Genomic DNA, 12,770 nt, shown 5'->3' on the forward strand with positions numbered 1-12,770 from the left:
AAAACCTCGGCTAGCACGGGAAATGCCCAGATTGGTAACTGGCAAGCAACTTTTCACACCATGTCGTCAGGTGACCTTTTGCCAGCGCCTCAGCAAGCAAGCCGATATCGTCAGATATGTAACCTGCAATTTCGGCATCCGCAGTGAGACGAAACATCTCCTTGAAGGCAAACTCTCTAAGCACGGTTACATTAGCTTCGCTATTTGGTTCCTGATAGCTAATCCCTTGCAGCGTTTTAAAATTGCTTATCCAAGCATTGTCAAAAGATGGTCGCTCTCGGCTATCGAGGAGCTCCTCCCAATTTTCGACGCTCGCAGCAAGGGCTTCAAATAAACCCTTGCCATAAATCAGATGTGTGAATGTTATCAGGTCCTTCAATCGATACCCCTTCATCCTGGCAACCGCGCAGCCGGCTGAATCGCCCCATGAGCGATACCTCGCCTGCCAGACGATCTTGGCCAGCCGCCCCAGCAGGTCGCAGGCGTACTCCGGCGTCTACTCAGTCACCCCGAGTTGTATGTTATCCCACCCAACTAAAAACGACTCATATAAAAAATCACGCACAAGTAACCTATCAGCTTTCAATCACCCAATAGCACTGAACCTGACCAGCAATTTATTGCTTTCAACCTTGCGCACCAATACCTCTGAGACAATAGGGTCGATCCAGATCACACCTGCCACAAAGAAAAGGTCCAGCGAACCAGTTTTTGCCTCATCAATACACATCTTCTTTACGCCTCGGACCTTGTAATCAGCAGTCAGCTCACCGGCCTGAATCTTACTCATAACCAAAGACTTACCAGAGTACTCCGAAAGCCCGTAGTCAAAGCATGCGCACCTGTCATTAACGTGAATAAAATAATACTTTTTGACCGCAGGCCTTCCATTAAAGTGTTTTACATCCGCAGGGGAAAATTGCAGGCTAGTATTTAGACCCCCAAGAACATCCTTAAAATCTTGGGACACAAAAAAAGCACCGGAAGTTGTCAAGAAAAAATCAGACTTAAGAGCACGAACCGTTTTATCCAAAATCACAGAAACCGACACGCCAATCAAGGAGAGACTCATCCCTACCTGATAATAATCAGATAGGGTTGGGTAGAACACTACATCTCCATCTGTATACCCACCTTTCACCACTTCATGACACATTGAATAATAGTTCATCTTTCTTCCTAGCATGTCAAGCGGGTGCCTTTTGGCCTAAGATCTGTATTTCGTAATCGTATCGGCAATCTCGCCAGGGCCAGTGTCAAAATAGAAAGCAATACATACGACCGCCTCAAAGCCAGCGGTCGTCACCTAGAATTTTCATTTTAATGACCGCCAAGCTCAGAACCTTCTGCCTAGTAAACTCCATCATCCAGCAAGAACAAAACCATTCAAAGCCTCGACCAATTTAGAATGCGTGAGCACTTCTTCATCTTTCCGGTTGCGAACTAGAGTAAACACATCTTTTTTTGGAGAAAGGACTTCTACCACCTGGCCCTTATAGTTTGTAACCTCAACAAACCCACTAACTACACCATTGAGATTCTCTATCTCCGATAGGAGTGTAGGATACTTCATCAACACGCCAGCCTCATCAGTGCCGGCTTCAGTCCCCGGATTATCAAAATACACTTTAATTTTAGGACAAACGCTCCTACTCCAATGAAAGATAGGAATCATACGCTGAATAATTTCTTTAAATTCACCCTCAGATTCGCTTCCCGAAAACTCACACCGATGTATAGGAATACAAAGATACAAGTTCTCTCGCTTACCGTCCAGTCGTCCTTTCAAGCTTCCGTGATAAGTATTGGGCACAACCAACACATGAGTAAAGCCATACTTATTCGGAGCAATATCGAATATTGTAGTCTTATCTTGGCTCAAAGAGTCAGGCGCCCGCTCAACAACCTCCACAGAAAACGCCCTGTCACTTACGCCCTCAGATATAACCAGCAAATCTTTCCTATCTGCACTTTTCAAACAATATTCATAAACCACTTTTGGAAGCTTGTGCTGAAAGAAATAGCAACCAGCGTATTCATCCACGCAAGCAAAGGACTGCAATAAGTCATCTTTAGAGAACATACCAACCTCATTCATCGTCTCGCCCTCATGCCCTATGGCGATCAGGTCGCGAAAGCGAAATCGACCGAAAATTGCTAGCCGAGAAATAGTCTTCGAATCATCATCTAGCCTGAAAGCTTCGCGCAAAGCCACTTCCCCTGGGCTCGCTGGCTTACGGCATGCACTGCCTGTATTCAATCTTCTCGCAAAAATTCATACCTGACAATACTCGTTAGAGTCAGAGCTCTCCAAAAAAATTGACATCCATGAGTCCATCACATTCCATAAATCGATTCCTTCTGTGGGACTTTCTGGCTTTTCATGCCACCAGATAAAAGCCTCGCCTTTGAATGAGCCATCACCCAAAGCCAAATAATCACCAGCCCCGCTAGAAAAAACTCCTAGCATATCAGGAAGCGCCGGATAATCTTCATCGCACAAATCCTTGATTGGAACAAAATCTTGCAACCTTGATGGCCCCATAGTACAACCAATATAAAACCCAAAGCCATTATGCAATCTTGAATAGAACTGCCTGAAGCTCGCAGGAAGGCTGGGATAACCATCGAGATCTGACCCTTCAACGCCTAGCGGAGCCCCCCCCATATAGAAATACAAATCACCACCCTCGCCATATACATACATGAGATACGGCCTATCACTCACTGCCAAAACAGTTCCTAACACACATTTGTCGAGCCACGCGCTTACCCAAGGCAAAAACTCAGAAAAATCAGCCCATTCCACAGGAATATGATTTTTTCCACTATCTAAAAAACCAAACCCAAGCCACTGCTCGGGAAAGTCGACTTCAAGAGGAACATCGTCAGCTGAAAAATACACATCATAACCCTTTAGCTCGCTTGCAATACGCAGCTTTAATGAATCAGACCAATCCATTTTCATATCACCTCAATACCCCAAAAGCAAACCATTGATATATTGCTGTAATTCCGGCTCCAATTTAGCGGCCTTATCCATCATGGCGGAACGAAACGCCGGATCAACAGATATATTCCCCTTCTTGTACAGCTCCACTCGCCCTTGGCATCCTGACGGCTGCTTACGATTGCCCAGTTCGATCAATTGGAAATGAGACGACTGAGGTACAGCAGGCAGCCATCACAAACCGAAATGTTAAAGAACCTTATGCTATTGAATAGTTTTTTGGCCAAGCACTAAAAACCGCAAGAAGCAAAATACAACCCAACCAAGAATCAGCCCCAAGGGGCATAAATGAAATCGCCATCAATTTTCGTGAACTCTAGCCCTGCAAGATTTCTCTCCAAGTAACCGCGTTTGAATTCTGAAGAGCAGACCATTTGTTTTATCTCCACACAATAAAAAAGATCCTCATCAACACCCCCCTTATAACAAACTTCTCGATCCTATCATAAACCACAGGCATGCCTTGGCGCTCGCTCTCAGGCCTCAACAGCCCCTCATCCATGAGAGCAAATTTGGATTTGCCCACATCTAGAATTGAACATCTGCTCTGGACAAAAAACAGACTATAACCCTTACTTGCCTCACGCCCTTTGCGCAACTCAATCGCCAAAGGCACACTAAAATATTTGCAATTATACAAATCACAAAGACTCACAAAATCTAAAGACACGATGTATTATTCAAAGAACGCATCGCCATAAAATACATCCAGATCAATTTTAGCTTGATATGCATCTCCAAACATATCTCTACTGGGATTCTCTGAAACCTGATTAAACTCCGGCAGTTTAGGAGTCCATTCAATATCAAAAAAAAGCGGAACCCCATGACCTTCATCAGCATTAATCATATAAAATTCTTTCATAACACCTCACAACAACCTACCCGAAACAGGATCGACTTTAAATAGACCATTCTGGAGACCTGACCTTGCCCAATCCTGAATATTTTTTATACCCAAAATTAGTTGCGCATCGCTCAATTGAGGAGCCAGTTTGTTAAGCTCAAGTAGCTTTTTACCCACTGCCGTTGTATACGCATCATGATTCGTCCAATGCCCAGGCAAATCAATATACTGAACGTTTTTCTTGTCTGGCAAAAAAATTCCGTTTGATGCGCCGTCACCATCAAAACCCAAACCCTTTAAACGCTTAAACATAGATCCAAATATAGGCTTATTCATCAATTGCTCAGGTATGAGATGGTGATTAGCCATCCCACCACCTGTTCTATGCCCCATATTTTGACCTAGCTTAGTAGAACACCACCCCAGCGGATCAATTTCTAAGGTAGGCTTTGCAGCGTACAAATAAATATTAATTCCACCTGCAAGTCCTATCGGATCTTGCAAAAGGAACCGTCCTACCTCTGCGTCGTAGAAACGGAACGTATTGTAGTGCAGCCCTGTTTCAGAATCGAAGTACTGCCCCTGGAAGCGCAGATTCTGCTCGACCTGATCGATTACCAGCCTTTCAATTGTCCCCCACGAGCGATACGTCGCCTGCCAAACAATCGTGCCATCACTGTCCGTCAGCTCCAGCGGCGTACCAATCTGGTCAGTATGGAAGTAGTAGACCTGCTGCTCTTCCCCTTCTGCCTGATCAACCCGCACCAACGGCGCATAGCTACCCGGCTCATACAGGTACAGAATGCTCTGCCCCGGCGTCTCCTCACGCAGCATCCGCAAGCCTTGCCAGAGGAAGCGCTTCTGTTCGACTTCGCCGTTGATTTCCGCCTGCTTGGCTATTCGCCGCCCCAGGCTGTCATAGCGATACTCGCCTCGGCTCTCCAGCTTGCCATTGACCAATGTCTCCGCCCGCACCAGCCGGTTCTCGCAGTCATAGCTAAAGCTCTGCAGCTTGCTGTGCCCCGAGCGCTTCTCGATCAGGTTGCCCCACGGATCGTAACGGTACTCCTGATCCCGCCACTGTTTGATCCGGTTGTCCTTGACCTTGTCGAACTGCCGCGCATTGAAGTCCAGCCGGTTGGCCGCCGCGTCGTAGCGGAATTCCTCGCTGCCCACCAGCGAGCCGGTATCGCGGCTGCGCAACTGCCCGTTGGCTTCGTACTCGTATTTGATCTCACCCCGCAGCTTGTCCAGCGTGCGCACCAGTTCACCCGCCGGGTCGTACTGATAGCGACGGTGGATCGGGTTATACGCATGCTCCACCAGCAACGAGGTATTGATCCCGGTGTTGTGCACCTGCGAGAGCTTGTCGGCCGGCAAGTTCGAGGCAAACTGCCAGGCCTTGCGCCCCATCGCGTCATAACCGAAGCAACTGGTGAGCTTGCCCTGAGTCCGGTACACCTCACGGTGAAGGTCATCACGCTCCATATCGCTGATCACCTGACCGTCCAGGTTCAGCTGGTGCAGATGCCCGCTGCCGTAGTACAGGTGGTTGACCTTGCGGCCATCCGGCAGGGTCAATGTGGTCAGATTGCTGAGTGGATCGTACTCGTAGCCGAGCGTGCCGTCGGGGGTAATTTCTTTGGTCAGCCGCCCCAGCAGATCGTAGGTGTACTCCAGCTTCTCTTCCGTGATCCCAAGCTGCTTGCCGATCCCGGTCGGTTGCCGCTCGATGCTCAGCAACCGGTCGCCGTCGTCGTACGCGAAGGTCTGGCTCGCATCGCGATTGATCTTGGCGACCAGACGGCCAATGGCATCGCGCTCGAACAGCGTATGACGTTCCGGGCGTTCGGCATTTTCACCGTAGCCAATCTCATCCAGTCGCATGAGATGGCCGCCGACGTTGTAGCTGAAACGCCGGGTCAGGTTATCCACCCGCACTTCTTCAGTCAGCCGGTCCGAGGCGTCGTAGGCAAAGCTGTACGTGGCGTTGTTCTCATTGACCAGCGCGATCAGGCGCACGGCCTTGTCGTACTCGTAGCGTACCCGCTGGCCCTTGGCATCCTGGCGGCTGCTCGGCAGGCCACGGGCCGTACGCATCAAACGGGTGGTCTGGCCTTTGCCGTCGGTGTGGCTGATTACCTGGCCGTAGACGTTGTAGGTGAAGGTTTCCGCAGTACCGTCCGGGTGCCTGATACGCAGCACTTCGCCGTCGGGCTTGCGCTCCAGGGTGGTGGTCTGGTTCAGCGCATCGGTCACCGCAACAAGGTGCTGACGCTCGTCGTAGCGGTACCAGGTGCTCTTGCCCGAGCAGTCCTGATAACGCTCGACCTGGGCCAGGGTATTCCACCACAGGTACTTGGACTTGTAAGTTGCATCGATGATGGTATGCGGCAGGCCGTCATCGCTGTTCAGGTACTCGGTCATCTGGCCGAGGGCATCGAATTCGGCGAGCAGGTTGCCCTTGTCGTCGTAGCGCGCTCGCCAGGTGCTGCCGTCCGGATAGCTGACCTGGGTCACCAGCGTGGTCAGGTGGTGATATTCGTAGGTGGTCTTGCGGCCCAGCGGGTCGGTTTCTTCTAGCAGGCGGGCGTATTCATCGTACTTGAAGGCGAGCCGGTTGCCGTCCGGCAAATCCAGGCCAACCATGTTGCCCTGCTCGTCCAACTCGATGGCGTAGCGTTCACCACCGTAGTCACGGCTGGCGAGTACGCGGTGGTCGGCGTTGTACTGCACTTCCAGCTCGCGGCCGAGCACGTCGGTGGCCCAGCTGGTGCGGGCGTCTAGGTCGTAGCGGAAGTGGTAGTGCTCGCCATCGCTGGTCCAGTGCTCGACCACGCGTGGCTTGTCGCCGAGGGTTTCCCAACGGTAGTGACAGCCCAGGCCCAGCGCGTTGCTGTGGGTCACCATCAGGCCTTCGGCGTAGCTGAAGCTGCGCACCGTGTCGCCGTTGCGGTTGATCACCGCGCTCAGTTGGCCGTGTTCGTCGTAGCGGTACTGGGTGAGCGTTTCCACCGCTTCGTTGTTCACCACGCGCTTGATGTCGGTCAGGCGACCCAGCGGGTTGTCGTAGTGCAGGTGCACGCGGGTGCCGCCGGTGGCGCTGATGTCGGTCAGCGTACCGTCGGGCGTGCGGGTGAAATGCAGGAAGTGGCCGAGGGCGTTCTCGATGCGTTGCAGCGGCACTTCGCTGTTGGTGTCTGGCACTTCGCCGAAGTAGAAGAACAGGTTGTCGAGGGTTTGCAGGATGTAGTGGCCGCCCTCGGTGCATACCAGGTACACCTGCTCGTGCGGGTTGTAGATGCGCTGGCCCGGTTGCAGGGTCACGAACGGCACTTCGCGGCCCTGGTTGTCGGTGAGGTAGATGAACGAGCCCTGGCGGCGCAGGCTCTGCTCCCAAGGCAGCACCCAGCCGCGACCGAGCACGCTATCGACAGTCAGGTCGCTGGCGTAGAAGCGTGACCACTCGATCGGCATCAGGCCAGGCAGGCTGAAGTCGATTTCGTCGGGGATCAGTTTGCGGCCGGTGGTGAGGTCGACCGGGTTGCCGACCAGGCCGCCGATGGCCCTGCGGGCGACGGGTTCTACCACGTAGCGGCTGGCCACCTCGCCGGCGACGAAGCCGGCGGTGAACTTCAGGGCGCAAGGCATGACGGCTTTCATGCCGGCCTGGGTACCCGCCTTGATCAACTGCGCGATACCACCCGCGGCACCGGCGATGGCCATCAGCACATCCACGGTGGTGCGCAGCCACTCCGGGATCTCGTCATCCACTGGCAGATAGCGAGGCCGGCCAGCAAGGCCACGCCGAACCCACAGGTGAAGGTGGCGATGGCCACCGTCGCCACCAGTGCGATGCCCAGGGCGGCCCCGATCAGGAAGCCCCCCAGCGCGCTGCTGTGCGATATCTCGTCGCCGAACCTGGCCGCTTCGAACATGAGGGATTACTCCTGTTCGCCGGACTCGGCGCTGGTTACGGACGGGGCTCGCGGCGTGAAGCTGGCCAGCAGAGTGGCCCAGTCCTGTTACACAGATGGCAAATTAAGGAATCTTTTTTGCCGACACCTTCGTAGCAGTTGCTTTCCAAGACAATAACAAACCTAATTTCCCAAACTTCTCATTAATGGCATTAAGGCTCTCCGCCTGAACCACCCAGACAAATATCGATTCGGAAACTCTCTCTAGCACACCGCTATTTCGATCTTGAAGAATCCAGTCCCCCAATTTCACTCCTGACACATCCAGCTCGATATGAGAAGCATTGAGAAGATTGACTTCATAAACCATGCGAAGAAGCCGCCCCTTATATCTCTCCTGACCACCATGTCGACCAGGCACCTCTTTTTTGAATACCCCGGAGTTCTCAAACGGATAAATCGAGATAAAATTCTCTCCCGCGGCATAATTAAAACCCTTGCTTACACTCGCGCACTGGTAAGCAATACCATAGAACGAAGACTCAGGCGACTCCCGAACAATCTCCTTGAGAAAATCGACATAGGAATCAAGCGAGGATCGCTCACTGCTTGATTGAGCATCTATATGAGGAAAATTTGAGAAGCTGTCGGTATTATAACCATAAGACGCATACCACGGAACTACACCATTACTCTCATTGTAAAGCCTGAAAGAAGACGCGGAGCCGGCAGCAATTTTTTCAGCTAGATCTCCCAGCGACACCTCGACTAAGTCATGATCACCAAGGTGGTCACCATCAGAAAGGTACTCGTAGTACGCAGCGCCCGTGATCGGCAAATTAATAAGTGAGAAATATGCCATTCCCAGCTTCAAAGCCAACTCAGGCGAAATATTTTCAGTACCGTATAAAGCCATTGCCAAGCACATAAAGCACCTATATACCCGAAATAAAATCGTCCAGTATAGCTTTCATGTCAGATGCACTATACAGGTGTTCAAGAACCACAACCTCCCCTCGTTTACTGCTCGGCAGATTGTTCATGGCAGAATTATTTCGAGAGGTCAGGGTGGGTAGTTTTTTCCCCATGTCCGTCTTCGATGCCAACTCTATCGCGTGAACCTTGCCATTGACATCAACAGCCATAACATCGGGCCTTCTTGCAGAAATGCCGCGACCGCTAGCGAAACTATAAGACCTATTTAGGTAAACATCTGTAAATTTTCCACTCATTGCCAGCTTATTTGTAATTGCTTCAGAAAACTGATCATGACCCGGTGTGCCATCTACTTGACCACGCCCATGAATTTTTGTGTTATTAACCACCCGTACCGGGCATGGCGCGAGGCCGGCAGGATCAATCCACATAATCGGATTGAGATTATACCTAAATAGGTTAAATCCACCTCGAAGCCCTATCGGATCGGGCGACATAAATCGACCAACATCAGGCGCATAATAACGGTATGTATTATAATGAAGCCCTGTTTCAGAATCGAAATATTGCCCCTGAAAGCGTAAACTCTGATCGACTTCACTAACGGCTACCTGCTCTACAGATCCCCACGAACGATACGTCGCCTGCCAAACGATCTTCCCATCACTGTCCGTCAGCTCCAGCGGCGTACCAATCTGGTCAGTATGGAAGTAGTAGACCTGCTGCTCTTCCCCTTCTGCCTGATCAACCCGCGCCAACGGCGCATAGCTACCCGGCTCATACAGGTACAGAATGCTCTGCCTCGGCGTCTCCTCCCGCAGCATCCGCAAGCCTTGCCAGAGGAAGCGCTTCTGTTCGACTTCGCCGTTGATCTCCGCCTGCTTGGCAACCCGTCGCCCCAGGCTGTCGTAACGGTAGTGCCCGGTACTCTCGAGCTTGCCATTGACCAATGTCTCCGCCCGCACCAGCCGGTTCTCGCAGTCATAGGCAAAGCTCTGCAGCTTGCTGTGCCCCGAGCGCTTTTCGATCAGGTTGCCCCACGGGTCGTAGCGGTACTCCTGATCCCGCCACTGCCTGATCCGGTTGTCCTTGACCTTGTCGAACTGCCGCGCATTGAAGTCCAGGCGGTTGGCCGCGGCGTCGTAGCGGAACTCCTCGCTGCCGATCAGCGAGCCGGTATCACGGCTGCGCAACTGCCCGTTGGCTTCGTATTCGTACTTGATCTCGCCACGCAGCTTGTCCAGCGTGCGCACCAGTTCACCCGCCGGGTCGTACTGATAGCGACGGTGGATCGGGTTGTAGGCATGCTCCACCAGCAGCGAGGTATTGATCCCGGTGTTGTGCACCTGCGAGAGCTTGTCAGCGGGCAGCATCGAGGCGTATTGCCACGCCTTGCGTCCCATCGCGTCATAACCGAAGCAACTGGTGAGCTTACCCTGGGTCCGGTAAACCTCGCGGTGCAGGTCGTCGCGCTCCATGTCGCTGATCACCCGGCCATCCAGGTTCAGCTGGTGCAGGTGCCCGCTGCCGTAGTACAGGTGGTTGACCTTGCGGCCATCCGGCAGGGTCAATGTGGTCAGGTTGCTGAGCGGGTCGTATTCATAGTCCAGTGCGCCACCCGGAGTCAGCTCCTGCGTCAGTCGTCCGAGCAGGTCGTAGCTGTAGCTCAATGTCTCTTCGGTGATGCCCAACTGCTTGCCCGCACTGCTCGGCTGGCGTTGAATGCACAGCAGCCGATCGGCATCGTCGTATTCGAAATCCTGTCGGGCATCGCGGTTGACCTTGGCCATCAGCCGGCCAATGGCATCACGTTCGAACAGCGTGTTGCGCTCTGGCCGCTCGCCGTTGTCGCCGTAGCCAATCTCGTCCATGCGCACCAGATGGCCGCCAGCGTCGTAGCCAAAGCGCCGGGTCAGGTTATCCACCCGCACTTCTTCGCTCAGCCGGTCCGAAGCGTCGTAGGCAAAGCGGTAGGCTGCACCGTTCTCGTTGACCAGTGCGGTCAGGCGCAAGGCCTTGTCGTACTCGTAACGGACCCACTCGCCCTTGGCGTCCTGGCGGCTGCTCGGCAAGCCGCGCGAGGTGCGCTGCAGGCAGGTGGTCTGGCCTTTGCCATCGGTATGCGTCAGCACCTGGCCGAGGGTGTTGTAGGTGAAGCGTTCGGCAGTGCCATCCGGGTGATGGATGCGCAGCACTTCACCGTCGGGTTTGCGTTCCAGCGAAGTGGTCTGGTTCAGCGCATCGGTCACCGCGATCAGGTGCTGGCGTTCGTCGTAGCGGTACCAGGTGCTCTTGCCCGAGCAGTCCTCGAAGCGCTCGACCTGGGCGTAGGCGTTCCACCACAGGTACTTGGACTTGAAGTTGGCATCGATGATCGTGTGCGGCAGGCCGTCATCGCTGTTGAGGTACTGAGTCTTGTTGCCCAGCGGGTCGATCTCGGTGATCAGGTTGCCTTTGTCGTCGTAGCGCGACTGCCACACGCTGCCGTCGGGGAATCGGGTTTCGGTGACCAGTGGCGTGGCGAGGTGATGTTTGTAGCTGATCTTGCGGCCCAGCGGGTCGGTTTCCTCGACCAGCCGAGAGAATTCATCGTATTTGAGCGCCAGGCGATTGCCGTCGGGCAACTTGATGCCAACGAGATTGCCGGAGGCGTCCAAGTCCATGCCATAGCGTTCACCGCCAAAGTCACGGCTGGCGATGACGCGATTGTCCTCGTTGTACTGGATCTCCAGTTCACGGCCCAGCACGTCAGTTGCCCAACTGGTGCGCTGGGCGAAGTCGTAACGGAAGTGATAGTGCTCGCCGTCGCTGGTCCAGTGCTCGACTACGCGCGGTTTACCGCCTTCGGATTCCCAGCGGTATTCGCAGATCAGGCCCAGGGCATTGCTGTGGCGGGTCATGAGGTTTTCGGCATAGCCGAAATGGCGTACCGAATCGCCGTTGCGGTTGATTACTTCAGTAAGCTGGCCGTTATCGTCGTACCGGTAACGCACCAGCGTTTCGACGGCGCTTTCACCGACCACCCGCTTGACGTCGGTAAGGCGACCGAGCGGATTGTCGTAGTGCAGGTGAACGCGAACGGCCCCTGGTGCAGTGATGTCCGTCAGGCGACCGTCAGCACTGCGGGTGAAGTGAAGATAGTGGCCCAATGCGTTTTCCAGGCGCTGCAAAGGCACACCCGTATTGTCATTCGGCACTTCGCCAAAGTAGAAAAAGACGTTGTCGAGCGTCTGCAGGATGTAATGCCCGCCCTCGGTGCGCACGAGGTGTATGTGCTCATGAGGGTTGTAGATGCTTTCGCCCGGTTCCAGGTCGATGAACGGAACGCTGCGGCCTTGATTGTCGGTGTGATAGACAAAGCCGCCACTACGGCGCAGGCTCTGCTCCCAAGGCAATATCCAGCCTTGCCCCAGAACACTCTCTACGGTGCGATAGGCATCAGGCCTGGCAGAACGAAGTCTGTTTCATTGTCCACAATCTTAGCGTATGGCCCAGGTCACTTCCAAAACACCTCAGCACATGCGCAAACCGACGATTTATTGGAAAAATAAAAAGCGCAACTTTAACATCAAAAGCTGCGCCCTTAATTATAATATTTTAAAGAGCAAAAACAGTAAGCACGCTATTCATTCCTCAATGTTGCTGCAGGAATTTTTCGATTAAAGCAAACCCCGAAACGCCCATCAATATATAATTTTGGTATTCTTCAATAGCCAAAACCCTAACTGGACTCCCTCGTCGATAAAGAGTGCCCGCCATATTAAATTCAAAATCTATCAGCGCCACATCAGAAACCACACCGCGCTGTAGAATAGGCCACTCACCCGCCTTCAGTTTATCCACAGCCGTAAACATTACCGTAAAGCTTCCTCTGTGATCTTTGAACACCAAATACTTGGCATCCTCAGACACCTCCTCATTACTGCTGATAGACAACACAGCGAAAGCAAATACCTTTTTAAATTTTTGTTCCTTGCTTTCTGATCCAAGCCAAATTATTTGGCTGATTGCAAATCTACCATCTTCCATCGGAATGGAAAAATAGTCACCCGCTTGCATA

Annotated in this window: 7 protein-coding genes and 2 pseudogenes; all 9 read right to left on the reverse strand. The window is 52.9% G+C overall.

The window, feature by feature from the left end:
- Positions 1-10: 10 nt before the first annotated feature.
- The gene (locus ACK56M_RS15375) at positions 11-379 is read right to left on the reverse strand and encodes a hypothetical protein (protein WP_015270480.1); all 369 of its coding nucleotides are present in this window, start codon (positions 377-379) and stop codon (positions 11-13) included.
- 207 nt (positions 380-586) lie between these two features.
- Positions 587-1,171, reverse strand: coding sequence for an imm11 family protein (locus ACK56M_RS15380; protein ID WP_137138408.1), 585 nt, complete (start codon positions 1,169-1,171; stop codon positions 587-589).
- A gap of 192 nt (positions 1,172-1,363) precedes the next feature.
- The gene (locus ACK56M_RS15385) at positions 1,364-2,209 is read right to left on the reverse strand and encodes a hypothetical protein (RefSeq protein WP_411958768.1); all 846 of its coding nucleotides are present in this window, start codon (positions 2,207-2,209) and stop codon (positions 1,364-1,366) included.
- A gap of 66 nt (positions 2,210-2,275) precedes the next feature.
- The gene (locus tag ACK56M_RS15390) at positions 2,276-2,962 is read right to left on the reverse strand and encodes an SMI1/KNR4 family protein (protein WP_145994174.1); all 687 of its coding nucleotides are present in this window, start codon (positions 2,960-2,962) and stop codon (positions 2,276-2,278) included.
- Between the two features lie 724 nt (positions 2,963-3,686).
- Positions 3,687-3,860 carry a hypothetical protein gene (locus tag ACK56M_RS15395; RefSeq protein WP_411958769.1) on the reverse strand — a complete coding sequence of 58 codons (174 nt, stop codon included), beginning with the start codon at positions 3,858-3,860 and terminating at the stop codon, positions 3,687-3,689.
- 21 nt (positions 3,861-3,881) lie between these two features.
- Positions 3,882-7,795 (reverse strand): annotated as a pseudogene (locus ACK56M_RS15400) (RHS repeat-associated core domain-containing protein).
- Between the two features lie 103 nt (positions 7,796-7,898).
- Positions 7,899-8,690 (reverse strand): hypothetical protein, encoded by a 792-nt coding sequence (locus ACK56M_RS15405; protein ID WP_223997961.1) that lies wholly within the window; start codon positions 8,688-8,690, stop codon positions 7,899-7,901.
- 19 nt (positions 8,691-8,709) lie between these two features.
- Positions 8,710-12,176, reverse strand: a pseudogene (locus tag ACK56M_RS15410) (RHS repeat-associated core domain-containing protein); the annotation flags it as partial.
- A gap of 167 nt (positions 12,177-12,343) precedes the next feature.
- Positions 12,344-12,769: an Imm26 family immunity protein gene (locus tag ACK56M_RS15415; RefSeq protein ID WP_085720303.1), complete on the reverse strand. Its 426-nt coding sequence runs from the start codon at positions 12,767-12,769 to the stop codon at positions 12,344-12,346.
- Position 12,770 lies beyond the last annotated feature (1 nt).

The sequence above is a fragment of the Pseudomonas sp. s4 genome, assembly GCF_046764235.1.
Lineage (GTDB): Bacteria > Pseudomonadota > Gammaproteobacteria > Pseudomonadales > Pseudomonadaceae > Aquipseudomonas > Aquipseudomonas asiatica.